This is a genomic window from Coleofasciculus sp. FACHB-542 (assembly GCF_014695825.1).
Lineage (GTDB): Bacteria > Cyanobacteriota > Cyanobacteriia > Cyanobacteriales > FACHB-T130 > FACHB-T130.
The window spans coordinates 68,617-87,834 of sequence record NZ_JACJPB010000057.1 but is presented as its reverse complement, the minus strand read 5'-3'; the positions used below and the strand labels follow the sequence as shown (position 1 = coordinate 87,834).

Genomic DNA, 19,218 nt, shown 5'->3' with positions numbered 1-19,218 from the left:
GTATAATAACTGTCCAGAAAGTACATCACAGTTAGCGATTGGTTAAAGGAACAACCCGTGTAAACAAAAACGTAGTGACTTCGGCAAAGCAGAACTGCGATTGGTTGTTCAATATTTCTTAATATCTGGAAGAGAGAGCAATTATGAAACCCTTAGTGAGAAAAGTTAGCCTAGTGATGGCAGCCTTGCCTCTAGCAGGAGTCATCAGCTTAGAAAAAGCATTGGCACAACCCATCATTCCGGCTGCTGATGGCACTGGTACCCTTGTCAACGTCAATGGCGATCGCTTCGACATCACCGGCGGTAAGCTATCAAGCCAAGGCGAGAATCTCTTCCACAGCTTTAACCAATTCGATCTCAATCAAGGTGGGATTGCCAACTTCTTAACCACCCCCAGCATTCAGAATATTCTCGGTCGAGTTGTGGGTGGAGATGTCTCCGTCATTAATGGCTTAATTCAAGTAACTGGCGGCAATTCCAACTTATTTTTGATGAATCCAGCCGGAATTGTCTTTGGCAACAACGCTAGTCTAAATGTGCCTGCATCTTTCACTGCCACCACCGCCAACAGTATCGGCTTTGGCAATAATTGGTTTAATGCGATTGGTAACAATAATTATGCCGCTTTAGAAGGAAATCCCAGCACTTTTGCTTTCACGACTCCTCAACCGGGTGCCATCGTTAACGCTGGAAACTTAGCAGTAGGACAGGGGAAAAATCTCACCTTACTCGGTGGCACTATCGTTAATACCGGGCAACTTTTGGCACCGGAAGGAAATATTACCGTGGCAGCGGTTCCCGGCGGAAAATCCGTGCAGATTAGTCAACCCGGAAACATACTCAGTTTGGAGGTAGCGACTCAGAATTTTAATTCCCAATCCCCCATCCCTAATCCTCAATCCGTACCGCAGCTGCTGACGGGCGGAAAAATTGGGAATGCCACTAAACTCACCGTTAATAACAAAGGTCAAGTGGTACTCACGGGATCTGGCGTTGCCATCCCTACCGATACAGGGACTGCGATTGTAGCTGGAAACCTTGACGCATCTGGGCAGACTGGCGGTAAAGTCCAAGTTCTGGGTGACAAAGTAGGTTTGGTGAGTGCCAATATCAACGCTTCCGGCAGTCTTGGCGGTGGAACGGTGCTAATTGGCGGCGATTATCAAGGAAAGGGGACGGTACCGAATGCCTCTAGAACTTATGTCAGTCCAGATTCTTCGATCGATGTCGATAGCAAGAACAACGGTAATGGGGGTCGTGCGATCGTTTGGTCTGACAAGGCAACTGAATTTTACGGCAATATTAGTGCCCGTGGTGGCAATAATTCCGGCAATGGCGGATTTGTGGAAGTTTCGGGCAAGGAAAGCTTAACTTTCAAAGGGAAGGTGGATACGCTTGCGCCACAAGGTAAGGCGGGAACTTTACTACTCGATCCACTCAATATCACGATAACGGATAAAAGTGCTCCTACACCGCCCTCCGGTCAATTCGGTGTAGGAGATAGTCAAATCCTTGTTAGTGACAGCCTTGGTGAAAATTTGACGATCTCGGAAACCGAACTGGAGGGAGCAATTACTTATGGCAAGGTGATTTTGGAAGCGACTGACAACATCACCATAAATAATCTTACAAGTGACGGCGTTCTGAACTTCCAACCCTTGTACGACGCGTCTGGCACGTCAATTACTTTTACTGCGGATGCTAATAAAGATGGTGTTGGATCTTTTGTGATGCAAAATACGGCGAACACCATTCAGACTAATGGAAAAGATATCTCGATTTCAGGAGCAAGTATCAATGTTGGAAATATCAATACCAATAGTGGCAATATCCAACTTACCAGTAGCAACGGCGCGATCGCTACCGGCAATCTAGACACCTCTAACTTATACGCGAACAGTGGAAGTATCATCCTGGATGCCACTAATGGGAACATTCTTACAGGTGATATTACTTCCTCTAATAATAATAATGATGGTGGTCTGGTGAGTTTAACTACTAACACCGGCACAATTACAGTTAATGGCGATATCAATTCCTCCTCCACCTCTTATTTTCAATCTACAGGCGGCGCAGTCACTTTAGAAGCTGGCAGTAACATCACTACAGGCACAATTAATTCTTTTGCAAAAGCTGACATATTTTTCCTTGGAGATAATCCAGCAGCTACAGGGGGTGACGTCAAGATAACATCTGGAGGCAATCTTAAAACAGATGCCATTAATTCCTCTGCTGTTGTTAGCCAAACAAGTGGTGGTGCCGCTTTATTCGATGCGATAGGCGGCTCAGTTACCTTAGATGCCCAAGGTAGTATTCAAACCGGCGATATTGATTCCTCTGCTACTGACCCCATCGTTGCTACAGGGGGTGCGGTCAAATTCACAGCTAAGGACGATATAATCGCCGGCAACATTAATTCCTCTGCTACTGTTAATCCCCCCCCTCCCGATCCAGATTTTTCCGATCTGGTTACTAATGCATTAGGCGGGTTTGTTACCTTAACAACAGATGGCAATATTACCTTTAATACGATAAATACCCAAGCTATCCAAGAAGCAGGAGATGGGCTAGATGGCTCTCTCATTGGTGGCAATGTCACAATAGCTTCCCTAGGAGTCGTTAAGGGAAAGAGTACAATTTTGGGTCTTGCCTCTCCGACAACTATCCTCACCAGTGGAGTGAATAAAGGAGGCTCTGTTATCATCCAACATGATGGGGGGCAAGATAACTTTCAATTTATCGTCGGCGATGCGACTAACAACGGTACGGCGGGAGCGATTGATACGGGTGGAAGTAGTGGGAATGGGGAGCTGATTTCTCCTGCACAAACCATTCCATCTATCGATACTCTGATTCCCAATAACAATACCTTTGAGGTGGGTAATCCTAGTGCCGATGGTATTCAGATAACCTTTATTAACCAAGCACCGACTTTGACCGCAAATACTCTGCTAACGGATACTCAACAAAATCAGTCGATTACATTCACTGTTGCGAGTTTAAATCCATCTATAACCGATGCAAATAGCGATTTTACCTCAATACGCATTGATGCCATTAATGGGGGAACGCTGACCAAACAAGATGGTACCGTCATCGTACCGGGAACCATTTTGTCGTTGAGCGATGTTTTAGTTTACACACCGCCTACGGGTGCGACTGGTTTGCTCAATGCCTTTACAATTAGTGCGAGCGATCGCGTTTCCTTCTCCGCCCCGCAACAGCTCACCATCAATGTAGCTGAGCCAATCCCCACACCAATTCCCACGCCAATTCCAACTCCAATCCCCACACCAATTCCTACGCCAATCCCCACGCCAATCCCCACGCCAATCCCCACGCCCACACCTTCCCCAACGCCACTTTCTAGCGAATTATCACCACCGCAGGAGACGCCGCTGACACGAATACCGGCAACAAGAAATCTTGCCTCAGTTGAAATCGATCCGGTTGTTGCTCAAATCGACCAAGAGTTTACACGGCAATTCCAGCAATATTTGGGACTCGCTCCCGATCTTCCCCTAAAAACCTTGGATGAGGCGCGTGAAATTCTTAACGAAATTGAGAAAGCAACTGGAGTGAAACCGGCACTCATTTATGTTGCTTTTGTGCCTGCAACAGTTACACCAGGAACAGCAGCAGATAAAAGTCAACTCCCTTATCCCGCGCCACAATTAGATATTCTTTGGCAATTCAACTCTCAGGGATTAGCCCTAAATCAGCTAGCTCAACTTCCAGCTCAATCGTCAAACAATCCCCTACCGCAGGATAACGACCAACTCGAACTCGTCATTGTGACAGCTAAAAAGCCACCAATTCGCAGGAGAGTCACAGGGGTAACACGCCGTCAAGTTCTCAAAGTCGCCCAGGAATTTCGCTCAGAAATCACTAAGCCGCTTAAAACAAACCGTTACCTCAATTCTTCCCAACAACTCTATAAGTGGTTGATAGCACCCGTAAAAGCTGATTTAGAAGCTAGCAAGATCGATAATTTGGTTTTCCTCATGGATACAGGGTTGCGGAGTCTTCCGGTTGCTGCCCTCCATGACGGTCAACAATTCCTAGTGGAAAAATACAGCGTCGGACTCATGCCGAGTCTCAGCCTAACCGATACTCGTTACCGGGATATTAAAAAAACCCAAGTCCTGGCAATGGGAGCAGCCAAATTTACTAACCAAAACCCCTTACCCGCCGTGCCCGTGGAATTGTCCATTATCGCCTCTTCCCTATGGTCGGGTAAATCTTTCCTCAACGATGCCTTCACTCTGAAAAATCTTAAGGCGCAGCGTCAGCAAGAACCTTTCGGAATTGTTCACCTAGGCACGCATGGGGAATTTAAGTCAGGAGAACCAAGCAATTCCTATATTCAGCTGTGGGACACCAAGCTGAGATTGGATCAGCTGCGGGAGTTAGGTTGGAATGACCCTCCTGTAGAATTGCTGGTGCTAAGTGCCTGTCGCACAGCCTTGGGAGATGAACAGGCAGAATTAGGCTTTGCCGGGTTATCAGTGCAGGCAGGCGTTAAGTCAGCTCTAGCGAGTCTCTGGTACGTCAGCGATGAAGGGACTTTGGGGTTGATGACAGAGTTCTACGAACAATTGAAAAAAGCGCCCATCAAGGCGGAGGCGGTGCGTCAGGCACAGGTGGCAATGCTCAAGGGCAAAGTGCGCTTAGAGGGAGGTCAACTCCGCACCCTCAATGGCAGCTTTCCCTTGCCACCCTCAATGGCTGGACTGGGAAATAGAAGTCTTGAGCATCCTTTCTACTGGGCAGCTTTCACGTTGATTGGCAACCCTTGGTAAGAGAAGGGAGGAGAGATGACTGAGGGCTGAGAGGTGAGGACTGAGGACTGAGAGGTGAGGAAAAAAGGGCTGAGGAAAAAAGAGGTGATACCAATTCTTTTTAAAGATGCGCTTAATAAATAGATAGTGTTTTGCGTGTCAAGAGCGATCGCAAACGAGCAAAGGCAAGCGTTGAAAACAGGCTGGCAAGCACTAACTAGTCCGATGCGCTCGTCAACAGCTTGCCATCAAGATGCCTCCCACAAAGTCCTCACTCCACTTCACCCGCTCGCCTGCCACGGAAGCTCTATTATTAAGCGCATCTTTACAGAGAATTGCTATGAGATACATCGACACGGGAATGGCAATCAAAAATCTGCTACCGAACGTGAGAACCACAATATGTTCCAGCCATCTGAGAAACGCTATAGATATAGAGACATAGCACTTTTTCACGTTCTTTTTCTAACCAAACCGTATTACCCCTCACCAGCTTTCACTTCAAGGAATATAAAATTATTCCTTTGATATTAAAATGTTCGTTAAGTTCCAAGGTTATCAGTTAATTTTGACGTTTATAAACATCAAAACTAACAAGAGTTAAATCTTTATTTACAAATACAATTGAAAATTTCAATACATCTACTAAAATTACCAAATCGAAATAACTGATAATATAGGTGCTGGCAATATTGGATAATTAGCTTAAAAATTAAGTTATACCTTTTAAGGGAATTCTACTTAATGACCATATTGCATTTAAATTTGATATTTATGATAAGAATGAATCAAGCATTATAGTTCTAAAGATATGGAGAATACCTGTTACTTTTGCAAGCTCCGTTTGCACCTTCTCTCAAAAAAATCTCAGAAAATGGGCGGTTACTTCACGAATCAGAAACAATCCTGTAACAATGAATTCCTGGTGTTTTCTCAGATATTTAACGATTTTACACCGATAGGGGCTTGCATAAAAGCATCTGATATATTATTTTATTCGTTCAGTCTAAGCCCTGAGCTAAGTATCTCTAGCTTCTGATTCAGTTCCTAAAATTTGGATAGAAGATAAACTTTCATTAAAGGTTATTGCTCCACTCCTTAAGTTAAACTGTACGTCATGGTTTCGGAGCAGATCGCCTAGATAATGGTGCTTAGGGAAAGAAGCAGCAGCGTGTTTTAGGAAAAGGTCTGCAAATGTAGTTTTATTGCTCGCGGCTTACTCCCTTACTCTCTCCATCCTGCCACAGGTATACATTTCAGACCTCAGGAGGATGCTTTGTAGTGACCGATTCGACGATTCTGGCGTACAGAGAGGAGTTAGGCGATACATACAGAGTAACTACTTAAGTAGATGAGTACAAAGAAACCAGAAAGATAATCACTCGTTTTTTTGACAAACGGGTGTTTCAGAGTGTGGTCTTTTTTGCAGATTTTGACCACTCAACATACCTTAATTTATAATTTGCGCGGGATTTGCTTTGAGGAAGAAAATATCATGTTTGAGAGTACGGGAATACTCATGGGAATGTACAAAACCCTATTTTGGCTCGCTCAAGTTACACCAGTCGATCCAACGGTGAATACTCCAGAAGAAGCGGCACTTGTCTTTTCAGGGCCTCAATTTTTTGTAGCGCTGATTTCTGGGATAGTGTTAGCTTTTGCGTTGCAATTATTGTTAACCAACCTCTCAGTCGCCGCCGGGATCTCTTACTTGGGTCATCAATCAGATTCAGATTCCGATCGGGATGAATCTGGAAGTTTGGGAGGGACAATTCGCAAAATAGGGACAGCAGTCGGAATTTGGACGCTGGTGACAGTCACCATTGCGTTAGCGATCGCGTGTTTCCTGGCAGTGAAACTGAGCTTGATTAGCAGTGGCGGCTTGGGTGCCATTATCGGTCTGGTAATTTGGGCAACCTACTTCTGCCTGCTATTCTGGGTAAGTTCAACGACAGTGGGATCGTTAGTGGGTTCAGTTGTTAATACTGCAACCAGCGGCTTCCAAGCAATTGTCGGCACAGCAACCGCAGCAATCGGCGCACAAGCTGTAAATAATCAAGTTGTGTCAACCGCAGAGGCAGCAGCAGCAGCCGTGCGGCGAGAACTGGGATCGGGAATCGATCCTGCCAGCATCCGCGAGACGCTGGAGGATTATTTAGGGTCCTTGCGTCCCCCTGAACTCGATATACAAAAGATTCGGGGTGAATTTGAAAGATTGCTGAGTGACCCGCAACTAAAAGCGATCGCTAACACCGATAATCTTCGCAACATCGACCGCCAAACATTTGTAAATTTGGTAAGCGATCGCACAGACCTCTCGAAACGAGACCTTAACCGCATCGTAGACCAACTCGAAGGCGTATGGCGGCAAGCCGTGGGATCGCGAGAACAACAAACCGATCGGATGGGCGAACTGCTCAACTATCTCAAGTCTGCACAACCGGGTCAAGTGAAGTCAGATGATATCAACGCCAAACTCGACCAGCTGATTGCAGAGACGCGCGACTCTAAAAAAGCCGATCAAAAAGCAGCCGACGACGCAGCTCCTGGTCCAATTCAGCTAAGCGTTCAACAGGGTTTAACGACCCTCATGGGATTAGCAATGGGACGCACGGATCTCTCAGATTTAGATGTGCAAACCATCTTAAGTTCCCTTTCTAAAGCTAAAGACAAAGTAACCGAGCAAACCGACAAACTAGCGACTCAAGCAGGAGTTAAACCAGAACTCCCCTACAGCACCATTCGAGCAGATGTAGACAACTACCTGCTCAACACGTACTCCTGGCAGATTACCCGACCAGGACTTAACCGGGAATTCAAAGAAGTCATCTACGACCCCCAAGGAGATCCGGGGACAATTCGCCGGGAATTGGAGCAACTAGACAAGTCATATTTTGCCAACCTGTTGCAACAACGGGGCGTCTTTACCCAAGACAAAATCAACGACATTTCCGATCAATTGGAAGGCATCCGGCAAGAAGTTTTGGTGACAGTGCGGGCGGCTGAAGAAGAAGAAAGGACGCAAGACCTGCGCCGCCGAGTTGAAGATTATATCCGAACAGCACCCAAGACAGAACTGAGCGCAGAAGGCGTTAACGACAATTTCAAAAAGGTGCTAGAAGACGCAGATGCCGACCATGACACCCTTGAGCGTCGTCTTGCTTTGTACGATCGCTATGCCTTGATGCAATTGCTGCGGGGACGCGAAGACATCGGCGAGACAGAAGCTGACGCGATCGCTACGAATTTAGAACAATCACGCGATCGGGTGCTGATCGAATCCCAAGCCCTCCGAGACCGAATTCAATCGGAAACCGAGGCAGTGTGGGTCAATTTAGAGTCCTATCTGCGGAACACTGGCAAAGACGAACTGAATCCTGAAGGCATCCAGCGAGATATCAAAACTCTCCTGAACGACCCGCAGGCAGGAATGTGGGCTCTTCGGTCGAGAGCTTCTCGCTTTGACCGCGATACCTTAGTTCAGCTACTGAGTCAGCGACAAGACTTGAGCGAGGACCAGGTAAATCAAATCATCGATCAGGTGCAACATTCTTGGAGCAGCGTTGTCCAAGCACCGCAAATGGTCGTAGATAAAGCCAAAGAGCAGGTAGACAAAACCAGCACGGCTCTAGCAGATTACCTGCGGAACACTGGTAAAGACGAACTGAATCCCGAAGGCATCCAGCGGGATTTGACCAGGCTGCTCTCCGATCCCAGAGAAGGTGCGACGGCACTGCGGCAACGGCTATCTCAAGTAGACCGCGATACCCTGGTGAAGCTACTGAGTCAACGGCAAGACCTAAGCGAAGAGCAAGTAAATCAGGTCATCGATCAGGTGCAGGGTACGATCAAAAACATCGTCAGAGCGCCTCGTCGCCTTGCCACCCGGACGCAGGCACAAATCCAAGATTTCCAAAGCACGCTACAAGACTACCTGCGGAATACTGGCAAAGACGAACTCAACCCAGAAGCAATTAAGCGCGATTTGCAGTTGTTGCTGCACGATCCGCGCACCGGAGTTGAGAGTCTGACCGATCGCCTATCTCACATCGACCGCGACACGATGATCTCTCTGCTGTCGCAACGGCAGGATATCTCTGAGGAAGAAGCTGCCCGAATTGTGGATCAAGTCCTCTCGGTACGCGATCAATTTGTGGAGCAAATTCGCAGCATTCAACGGCGAATTCAACAGACGATTGACGGGATTTTTGCTCAAATTCGCAACTACCTCAACTCGCTGGATCGCCCAGAACTCAACTATGACAGCATCAAGAAAGATGTTCGCAAGTTGTTTGACGATCCGCAAGCTGGGTTTGATGCGTTGCGCGATCGCCTCTCCCATTTCGATCGCAATACTCTGGTTGCCATCATGTCTTCCCGCGAGGACATCTCCGAGGAAGATGCTAACCGGCTCGTCGATCAAATTGAAGGCGCACGCAACAGCGTCCTGCAACGGGTGGATCGCCTCCAACAGGAAGCGCAACGCCGCTTAGACGAAGTGAAGTATCAAGCGCAGCGGCAGGCAGAAGAAACTCGCAAAGCTGCTGCCTCTGCCGCTTGGTGGCTGTTTGGTACGGCAACTGTGTCTGGAATCGTTTCCGCGATCGCTGGCGCTTTAGCCGTTTCCGGTCGTTAAAGTTACCGATTTTCTCCGCTAATCCATAAACGTAGGGGCAGGATTGTTTTCCTGCCCCTACTGCTTTTTTATAAGCCCAACATCCGGTTAACTTGCTCGGAAGTTAAGGGTTTAGGCGAAATTTTGGGATCGTAGTCTAGCTGTCGCAAGCGATCGCGTAGAGCTTTGAAACTCGTCGTTTCCAGCAATACCAAATTCTGATATACAGATTCTTTTGGCATTTCCACTCTTAAAATCACATCTTGTAGTTTCTCTTGTTCTATCGCGTGTAAGATTTGCTTGCAAAATAATTCACGCTTCGACACCTGAGTTAATGTCACTAAATACCAATTTCTTTGGACAGGAACATTCGGTGAATCATCTTGAGGTATGTTCTGCACGGTATAGATTTAGGGATATTGGGTGACGGCAAATTGATGGAGGGAGCGCTAGGGACACGGCATGGCAGTGCCCCCGCTAAGAAGAATAAACTGGCTTCCACCATTCATAAAAATGGTTTCAATTAGCTTTAGGCAATTAATAACTCATTAAAACTTTTGAAAGTCATTATTAACAAGTCAGTAACTAATTCAGCCTCCAGAAAATTTTCATAGCTTCATTCCCCACAATAGTGTAGCAGGAGTCTGGGAAAGCTTCATTTTCTTCAATATCTTGGAATAAATGAAAATAATTTTTCGTTAGCAAGATCGCGATTTTGCTTTAGATTCCAAGCTCTAGCACTGCTAAATGATTTCCAAAGAAGAAATCCCCGACTTCTCTTGAAGTCGAGGATCTGAAGGGCTAACGTCTCACAGCTCAAATGGATTGCGATTTCTACACAAGCAGATTGATTCAGTGCATTGGAAAATTACAACCGCCGCAGTAATTCTGGCAACAGCTTACCTGGAACCTTGGAAAGGGCGAGATTTTGACCTTGTAAGCCACGTTCGCGGAAAAACGCCCGGATTGTCTGCACAACATAAGACAAAGTGGATTCGTAGGCATCGGGTTGAGCGCTAAAGCCCCGCAACGCTTGTAAATGGTTGTGTAACGCTGCCTCTAGATGCTCTAACAGGGAACCCTGAGCCAAAGCGAACTGCTTATCCGTCGCCATCTGGTAGTGAGCCAGCCCCAAATTATTGTAGGTGGCAGAGGCATCAAACGTAACCGGCACTGGGGGCGTGTTTTGGCTCAGCCGGTGGACAAGCGCGATCGCAGTTTCATAGGCTGTAATACACGACTGCAAATATTCCTGTCGCGCCTCCACCTTAGTTTCTACCTGGCTTGCCAAATGCCAGTAAGCCGTACCCAAATTATTCTGCGTCGCCGCGCAAGCTGCCGGGACTACATCTGGCGTCCGATATTTTAGTCCATTCAAGTAAGCGTCGATAGCAAGTTTTAAATAGGTTGCGGGTTGTTCGTACTGGGCGAGATTCCAGTAGGCGGTGCCGATGTTGTTTTGCAGCATTGCCCAGCTAAGCGACTCTTGCTCCGGATTGTAATACAACAGCGCTTCTGTATAAGATGCGATCGCTTGTTGCAAGTTTGTCACCGGCTGCTGCTGCTGCGCTAAATGCCAGTAAGCCGTACCCAAATTATTGTGCGTCGCCGCATATTTGAGCGGCTCCATCTGGGAAGGACGATAGCGCAAAGCTTCCTGATAAGCGCCAATCGAGTATTGCAAGTTCTCGGCAGCATCTCGATAACGAGCCACTTCCCCGTATGCTGCCCCCAAATTATTTTGAATCATGGCATAGGTGTGGGGCGCTTCATCGGGATTGAAGGTGGTTAAAGCGGTTTGATACGCTTGAATCCCTTGCTCCAGATAGACAAGCATCTCCTCGACTTTGCTTGGATAGCGAGCTAGCATCCAGTAGAGATTGCCCAAGTCATTGAGGGTATCGGGTACCAGCGGCGAATCTGCCTCTAGCCAACTCAATGCCTGTTCGTAAGCTTGGATGGCAACGATCAGGTTTTCTTGCGAGGTATTTGATTGTTCGAGTTCAATCAGATCGCGGTAATGATTCCCCAGCCTCAGATAAGCTTCAGCAAGTGCCTCTGGCGGACAGGATTGCTGCTGTAATTGAGCAATTTCCTGCAACGATTGCACCTGAAGCAAATTCTCGATCGCCTGATGAGGGGCTTCAGATTGGGAAGGATGAATGAATGCTGATTCATCGCTCTTTTCTTCTGATTCCTGTAGGGGAGAAGCATCAGTTGGCGAACTTGTCGCCGGATGCTGAGATTCGTCTCCCGGAGGCGTCGCTTCTACCTCTTCCTTACCAGAATCATTGCCTGAAACTGGATTTTCCGAACGGGTTTCGCTATATTTCGCGAAGTCGCGGTTCAGAATGTGCCACAGATTTTCTTGAGGTACAGCCGTCTCTTGCTCAGCAGCTTGTTCGCGGGGCGCTGAGAATTGTAGAGACGGATACCACGTCTCTTCTGATACAGGCGTGGGTTCCCCTTCAAACTCAAATAAGCCGGTGTGACACCGCCAAAACTCAGGTGCCGACTGCTGAATCGCCCGGAACCAAGGGCGAGGCATCCACAGCAACAAGCTAGATTCTAAGCGCGGCAAACTGCGCTCAATACCCCTGAGAGAGCGCAGAAATAATCCCTGTACCGTTGCTGGCTGCTTGGTTAATAGTTCCACCCCCAAAATTTGAAATCCGGGTGGGTTGTTGTCAGGGGGTGGGTGTTTGGCTAACCAGCGATTGATCTGAGCGATGGGATGCGGCTGGCTCAAGTTTAAGTTCAGGCTAACCAGTCGGGGGTAGCCTTGGAAGGAGCCAGGATTCGGCAGGAAAGACGAATGAGTGCGATTGGACTTGTTTCTTCTTCCGTCTTCCGAAATCGCCAATTCTGCGTGTAATCGGGCAGCCAGACGATTTCTCAGGGTGAGGTCGTCGCATACCGCCACAAAAATTTGGCGACGCAAACCAAGACTCAGCGCCTGTTTCAATCGCTGATAGATGATCCGGTTTCCATCGGAAATTTTTCGGTGAGCGGTATCCGTCACCGTCATGCTGGCAGGGTAGTGTCCGTTGGCTTGTGGCACCGACGTTTAGGAAGGATAAATAAGGGACTGAGGGCTGTTTGGGGGGGTTTGGAACCCGCCCATTCGGACTGGGTACTAGAAAACCAATTCAGTTAGTAGGAGAACCGAATTCAACTATGTCATTTTGTCGGTGTCATTTTGTCGGTTGGGGGCGTGGAGGGGTGAGGTACGAAACCCAACACGGCAAATTGACTGCTGAATCAGTACCGATAAAAATTCTTGCCTATCATCTTGAATCCGACTTCTGCCTTTTTTGAGAAGTGGATACCCATTTCTTCCCATTCCAGTTGCCTGGGTCAGGATTAAACGCAGCTTTTATCTATCCGCCAAAAGGATGATTTTAGATTTCATCTTTTTGAGCGATCGCAATTTCGCATAGCCGTAGCTCTGCTGCCAATCACTGTATCGCTCGTTACATCCTCTACCCTATAGTTCCTTTTCATCAGAAGATGTAGGAATTGCCGACGATGGAAAAGGCTAACTTAGATCGCGATTGAGAGGCTTTTCAGAAAATATTTAAAAAGCGTCAAATTTGCCAGAGAAAGCAGAAGAAAGATTTAAATAGAAACAGACAGGTATTGGCGATAATTCAGGCTTTTCGAGCGAGATTTTCCATGAATTTTAGCTATATTATTTATTATAGTGACAATTGCTCTATTATTCTGCCGCTACGAATAAACTTGAAGTTTCGTAAAGCGGTTTCAAGTGACTTGAGAGACTAGCTTCGGGAAAGGGCACCTAGAAAAGCAAATAGCGTCACGATTCTCAGGGCAAGCGTCATTATCGAAATCGATAATTCGGTAATCTGGTGCATCCCGCCGATTGGGTGCTAATTTGCACTGAAAGGAATTCCCTAAAAAAATAGCGATGTGCCATCATTGGGAGCCATTGAATACCGCGTCCCTAGAGCCATTGTTAAGATAATTTATTCCTGGGAAGTCCTTTAGAATTAAAGGAAGCACAAGAAGACAGTTGATGGCGAGATTTGGCTGAATTCTGTTTGCAATTTTTTAATGGAACTATTTGACCGTACCGTGCCCACTACCATACCAGAGCTAGACCTCAAGACCTTATTTCCCTTTGAACTGGATCGGTTTCAGCAGGAAGCGATCGCTGCGTTAAATGCCGATTGCTCGGTCGTTGTGTGTGCCCCTACCGGGTCGGGAAAAACGCTGATTGGGGAATACGCCATTTACCGCGCCCTGAGTCGCGGAAAGCGGGTATTTTACACTACACCCCTGAAAGCGCTATCAAACCAGAAATTACGGGACTTCCGCGATCGCTTTGGGGCTGACCGGGTAGGGTTATTGACCGGCGATACGTCCATCAACCGGGATGCTCCAGTCTTAGTGATGACCACGGAAATTTTCCGGAATATGCTCTATGGCACCCGCATCGGCGAAGTCGGCACCTCCCTCACGGGTGTAGAAGCCGTGGTGTTGGATGAATGCCACTATATGAACGACCGACAGCGGGGCACGGTTTGGGAAGAATCCATTATTTATTGTCCCCACGAAATACAGTTGGTGGCGCTTTCGGCAACGGTCGCCAACAGCGATCAACTCACCGACTGGTTAAATCGGGTTCATGGCCCCACCAAGCTGATTTACTCCGATTTTCGTCCCGTTCCCTTGCAGTTTCATTTCTGCAATCCCAAAGGACTGTTTCCCCTCCTTGATGACTCGCAAAAAAAAATAAATCCGCGACTCAAGCCCAAGCGCCCGCAAACTAAAGAAAAAGGCAAAAAGCAAGATAGCCCAAGTTTAGTTTATGTCCTGAGCCATCTCTGGAAACGGGATATGTTGCCAGCGATATACTTTATCTTCAGCCGCCGGGGTTGTGACAAGGCGGTGGATGAATTGCGGGAAGTGACGCTGGTAAACGAACAAGAAGCAAAACTTTTAAAACAGAAAGTTGAAGCATTTTTAGCCCACAATCCAGAAGCAGCCCGTAGCGGCGGGGTTGAACCGTTGCTGCGCGGGATTTCCTCTCACCACGCCGGAATTTTACCAGCATGGAAAGGTTTGGTCGAAGAACTGTTTCAAGAGGGCTTGGTAAAAGTGGTATTTGCCACCGAAACCTTAGCTGCGGGGATTAATATGCCTGCACGAACAACCGTAGTTTCTAGCCTTTCCAAACGCACCGACCGGGGACACCGACTGCTGACGCCCAGCGAATTTATGCAAATGTCGGGTCGCGCCGGACGCCGGGGGATGGACACCACGGGTCATGTAGTGACCTTGCAGACGCCTTTTGAAGGCTCAAAGGAAGCGGCTTATTTGGCAACCAACGGGCCTGACCCACTGGTGAGCCAGTTTACACCCAGCTACGGCATGGTTTTGAACTTGCTGCAAACTCATAGTCTGGAAGAAGCGAGAGAGTTAGTAGAACGCAGCTTCGGACAGTATTTGGCAACCGTGCATCTCGAACCCACTCGGAAAGCGATCGCTGACTTATCCGAGGAACTGGCAAAAATCGAAGCGGATCTGGCATCAGTAGACGATAAGAGCTTGCAACAGTATGAAAAGCTTCAGGAACGTCTTAGAGAAGAACGCCGATTACTGAAAATTTTACAAACCCAAGCCGAAGCCGAGCGATCGCGGGAAATTGCGATGGCGATCGCTTCTGTAGAACCCGGTACGCTGCTGAGTTTAAAAGGGAAACACATTCCGGTGTCTTCTCCTGTACCCGCTGTCTTAGTCACCAAAACACGCGGTTCCGGTCAATCGCCCTACCTAATTTGCTTAGGTGCAGATAACCGCTGGTATGTAGTCACTGCTGCCGATGTCGTCGCTTGCAGCCAATTACCCCGCGTGTCCAATGTTAAATCCGTACAGCCCCCGCCGGAAATGCCGATAAAACCCGGTCATTGCAAAAAGGGCACCGAATCCACAGAGGTCATTGCCCGTCAAATTGGCTGGGCTTGTCGGAACGACGCTTGCGGTCGTCCGGACGCGGATCTCGAAGAAGATACCGCCCCAGAAGTGGTCGCGCAACAGCAGCAAGTAGCCGCAGTGGAAGCGCAACTGCAAAATCACCCTGCCCATCAATGGGGCAATCCCGCCGCCCTCCTCAAGCGCCAGCAGCGCCGAGAGGGATTACTAGACCAAATTTCCCAGCTTCAGAGCTTGTTCCAAGACAGCCTGGCACGCCACTGGGAAGAATTTATGGACTTGATTGAAATTTTGCAACGCATGGGCGGGTTAGAGGGCGTGATGCCGACACCCCTAGGAGAAGCCGCTGCTGCGATTCGGGGTGACAACGAGCTGTGGATGGCTTTAGCCCTGATGTCGGGTAAACTCGACGAGTTAGATCCCCACCACTTAGCCGCTGCTTGTGCCTCCTTTGTGACCGAAACGATGCGACCGGATAGCTGGACGCACTACGATGCACCGGCTGAGATGGACGAAGCTTTGGGAGGTTTGCGGGGCTTGCGGCGCAACCTCTTCCAACTACAGCGGCGGTATCGCGTAGCGCTACCAGTCTGGATGGAATATGACTTAACAGGTTTGGTGGAACAGTGGGCGTTAGGGGTTCAATGGGATCAACTCTGCTCTAACACCAGCTTAGATGAAGGGGATGTCGTCCGAGTATTGCGACGGACGGTGGATTTCTTATCTCAAATTCCTCATGTGCCTCACATTTCAGATTCGTTACAGCGCAATGCCTATCGGGCAATTCATCTAATTGACCGCTTTCCAGTGAACGAAGTCGTTGCTTAGAACCAGCGGTTCGCTGTCAAAAGGTCATTGTGATTTGTCCTTAGCCATTCGTCATTAGTTTGTTGCGACTAACTGAGGTCGTTGCTTAGAATGAGCGATTAGCCCTTGGCTGTTAAAAGAAGTCATTGGTGATTCGTCATGAGTCGTTAGTTTGTGGGTAATGACTGATAACTGATGGCTAAGGATGAAAAGCTAATCGCTAACAGCTATTTCAGGAGCAGCTTGTGTTGAGGAGTGGTTTTGGTTTGAAGCGGGAACGCCAGGGAAAGGAAAAATCTCAGGCTTGGAATTGGGTATTTTTAGTTGTAAATTTTTCCTGTTTATTTTTTAGTTCTTTTCCTGCCAGTGCTGCACCGGGTGTACTGGGAGTCGTGAAAACCCAGGACAATGCCAACCAATGGGAGGGGATTACAACCCGCCTGGGACTAAGTGGTGTTGCCTACTGTGTGGTGGATTTACAACAAGTCCGGCAGGCGGCAGATTTAGCCGGGACGCAGGTTTTATTTTTACCAAATGTTGAAACCCTCAGTGCCGTACAGGTACAAGCAATCCAAGAATGGATGGGGAAAGGCGGGCGAGCGATCGCTACTGGGCCTTTAGGCACGCTTTCCCAAGCGAATGTGCGATCGCAATTGCGATCGCTCTTTGGCGCTTACTGGGGATTCGGTTTACAAAGCCCCTCCACCTTGGCACCCGCACCCGCTAAAAATCAGGGTTGGGTGCAACAGAACGGACTTGCCGGAACCGCCCAGGGGGGTGTAATCATTCCCGCTGGATTGACCAGTCAAACCGCTGCTGTCTGGAAGTCGGTTGAGAATCCACCGGCGGTCGTAACCACCGATCGCTCGGTCTTTCTGGGCTGGCGTTGGGGCGTCGATACTGCCTCTAGCCCAAACCTGGATAGCGCATGGTTGCGGGCATCCCTGAACCGCTACGGGGGAGTGAGAACAGCCAAAAATGCACCAACCAATGCGCCCCAGCAGTGTTCCTCCCCAGCCGGAACCACTGCGGCTGCCACACCACGCCCGCCAAACGGGCAGCCAAATTCAACGAATTCCGTTTCTCAAGGGACTGCGGCAGATCGGACGCCTGCCGCTTCCCGCACCCAGTCGGGAACCCCTATCCTTTTCCCTCCTGCCCCAGCAACCCAAGCCGCAGACGTCAACGCCGATGGTTTAGTGGCTCCACCTGGACTCGAAGTAAAACCAAGCTCCCAGCTCATCACAAGCGGACAAGCAACCGCCATGCGCCAGGAGTTGGAAGCGCTCATCGGACGCTTTGAGAGTGCAATGTTAACTGCCAACGCCACGAACAAGGTGGGAACGGCAAACGGAAATAATTCCTCAACCCAAACCAAGCTCATCGCTCAAACTTCTTCACGCTCTAATCAGGAATCAGCACTCAAAACTGCCCGGACAGGGTTGCAAAAATTTCTTCAGCTAGTTGACCAAAAAGACTACAGCGCTGCCCGACAGCAATGGCTCCAGGCGCGACGAACTCTCTGGGACAACTATCCCACCGACCGACCCCAAGGACAGTCAGAAATTCGGGCGATGTGGTTAGATCGGGGTACCATTGTCAGCGCTGGTTCGGAGCAAAAATTAGCAAAAATTTTCGACCGACTAGCAGCGTCAGGGTTTAACACGGTCTTTTTTGAAACAGTCAATGCGGGATATCCCATTTATCCCAGTCGCGTCGCTCAGATTCAGAATCCCTTGGTACGCGGCTGGGACCCCCTAGCTAGCGCAGTCAAACTCGCTCATGAGCGCGGCATGGAGTTGCACGCCTGGGTGTGGATTTTCGCCGTCGGCAACCAGCGTCATAACACCTTAGTCAAGCTTCCGAAAGAGTATCCCGGCCCGGTACTCGATCTGCATCCCACCTGGGCAGGCTACGATAACCGGGGGCGTTTATTCCACTTGGGTTCGGGAAAAACGTTTCTCGATCCGGCGAATCCGGAGGTACGGCGCTACTTAATACAGATGTTGGGGGAAATTGCCACAAACTATCAAGTGGATGGCATTCAGTTCGATTACATTCGCTATCCTTTTCAAGATCCCCGTGCGGGTTATGCTTTTGGCTACGGTACAGCGGCTCGTCAGCAATTTCAGCAGTTACACGGGGTCGATCCGGCAAAGATTTCGCCGAAAGACCGCAATTTATGGCAAAAGTGGACGCAATTTCGCACCAATGCCATTAACAGTTTTGTAGCAGATGCATCGAAAAGCCTACGCGCCTTAAAACCGAACCTGATTGTGTCAGCGGCAGTGTTTCCTTTTCCTGAAACTGAGCGCTTGCAAAAACTACAACAACATTGGGAAGTCTGGGCGCAGCGCGGAGATGTAGATTTGCTGGTGCCGATGACTTACGCTTTAGATACTAACAAACTCCAGAGTTTGGCACAGCCTTTACTTACTCAGGCTCTACTGGGTTCAACTCTAGTTTTGCCCTCGATTCGTTTACTGAATCTGCCAGATGTTGTGGCAATCGATCAAATACAAGCGCTGCGGAATTTTCCTGCCAGCGGTTACGCTCTATTTGCCGCCGAAAATCTCAACGAAAATCTGCAAGGAATCTTCCGCCGCACTCAGGGGAGGGAAATAAAATCATCCACAGAACCGCTGCCTTATCGCCAACCTTTCCTAGCCGCTGCGACTCGTTACGCGGCACTCCAAAAAGAATGGGATTTTCTTTTAGAAACTAACCAGTTTGGGATTAAGGAACCAGCACTCTCGGAATGGCGCAAACAATCAGAGACTCTCTCAAATACGCTCAATCAGCTGGCTGCGAATCCTTCTGCGAATAACCTGGCAAAGGCGAAAATTTCACTCCAGGCTTTTAAATTTCAGTTCAATCAATGGATGAAACGGGAAGGTATAGAGCAGCCCTACCAAATTCAAGTTTGGGATAACCGTTTGGCAACTTTGGAAAGGCTACTGCGCTATGGCGAGCGAGGAATTAAGAATTAAAGATTCAAAAATAGGTGAAAAAAGCGATATATTGCCTATTTCTGAACTTATTTCCCATCCCAAGAAACGC

The 19,218-nt window shown here is 48.4% G+C and carries 8 protein-coding genes; 4 read left to right on the top strand and 4 right to left on the bottom strand.

The features are described 5' to 3' along the window. Positions 1-143 precede the first annotated feature (143 nt). On the top strand, positions 144-4,802 hold the full coding sequence (locus H6F52_RS23645) for a CHAT domain-containing protein (RefSeq protein WP_242034044.1): 4,659 nt from the start codon (positions 144-146) through the stop codon (positions 4,800-4,802). 213 nt (positions 4,803-5,015) lie between these two features. On the opposite strand, the gene H6F52_RS23640 is transcribed toward H6F52_RS23645, so the two are convergent. After that, complete coding sequence (locus H6F52_RS23640; RefSeq protein WP_190536918.1) at positions 5,016-5,180, bottom strand: hypothetical protein; 165 nt, start codon at positions 5,178-5,180, stop codon at positions 5,016-5,018. A gap of 1,096 nt (positions 5,181-6,276) precedes the next feature. On the opposite strand from H6F52_RS23640, the gene H6F52_RS23635 reads away from it, so the two are divergent. After that, positions 6,277-9,417: an MFS transporter gene (locus H6F52_RS23635; protein WP_190536962.1), complete on the top strand. Its 3,141-nt coding sequence runs from the start codon at positions 6,277-6,279 to the stop codon at positions 9,415-9,417. Positions 9,418-9,485: 68 nt separating this feature from the next. On the opposite strand, the gene H6F52_RS23630 is transcribed toward H6F52_RS23635, so the two are convergent. The 3 genes from H6F52_RS23630 to H6F52_RS23620 all read right to left on the bottom strand — a co-directional run bounded on the left by H6F52_RS23630 (position 9,486) and on the right by H6F52_RS23620 (position 12,739). Next, positions 9,486-9,797, bottom strand: coding sequence for a chromosome segregation ATPase (locus H6F52_RS23630; RefSeq protein ID WP_190411315.1), 312 nt, complete (start codon positions 9,795-9,797; stop codon positions 9,486-9,488). 467 nt (positions 9,798-10,264) lie between these two features. Further along, the gene (locus H6F52_RS23625) at positions 10,265-12,424 is read right to left on the bottom strand and encodes a tetratricopeptide repeat protein (RefSeq protein WP_190536961.1); all 2,160 of its coding nucleotides are present in this window, start codon (positions 12,422-12,424) and stop codon (positions 10,265-10,267) included. 147 nt (positions 12,425-12,571) lie between these two features. Next, the gene (locus H6F52_RS23620) at positions 12,572-12,739 is read right to left on the bottom strand and encodes a hypothetical protein (protein ID WP_190536917.1); all 168 of its coding nucleotides are present in this window, start codon (positions 12,737-12,739) and stop codon (positions 12,572-12,574) included. A gap of 731 nt (positions 12,740-13,470) precedes the next feature. On the opposite strand from H6F52_RS23620, the gene H6F52_RS23615 reads away from it, so the two are divergent. Together H6F52_RS23615 and H6F52_RS23610 are read left to right on the top strand one after the other, a co-directional pair. Further along, positions 13,471-16,179 carry an RNA helicase gene (locus H6F52_RS23615; protein WP_190435553.1) on the top strand — a complete coding sequence of 903 codons (2,709 nt, stop codon included), beginning with the start codon at positions 13,471-13,473 and terminating at the stop codon, positions 16,177-16,179. 227 nt (positions 16,180-16,406) lie between these two features. Continuing rightward, a complete protein-coding gene (locus H6F52_RS23610) occupies positions 16,407-19,148 on the top strand; it encodes a family 10 glycosylhydrolase (protein ID WP_199300699.1) in 2,742 nt (913 codons plus the stop codon). Positions 19,149-19,218: the final 70 nt, after the last annotated feature.

Bases quoted from the DNA above. Each gene is read 5' to 3' on its own strand.
- H6F52_RS23615 (WP_190435553.1), top strand. From the start codon at position 13,471: ATGGAACTATTTGACCGTACCGTGCCCACTACCATACCAGAGCTAGAC.
- H6F52_RS23625 (WP_190536961.1), bottom strand. From the start codon at position 12,424: ATGACGGTGACGGATACCGCTCACCGAAAAATTTCCGATGGAAACCGG.
- H6F52_RS23645 (WP_242034044.1), top strand. From the start codon at position 144: ATGAAACCCTTAGTGAGAAAAGTTAGCCTAGTGATGGCAGCCTTGCCT.
- H6F52_RS23635 (WP_190536962.1), top strand. From the start codon at position 6,277: ATGTTTGAGAGTACGGGAATACTCATGGGAATGTACAAAACCCTATTT.
- H6F52_RS23620 (WP_190536917.1), bottom strand. From the start codon at position 12,739: ATGGGAAGAAATGGGTATCCACTTCTCAAAAAAGGCAGAAGTCGGATT.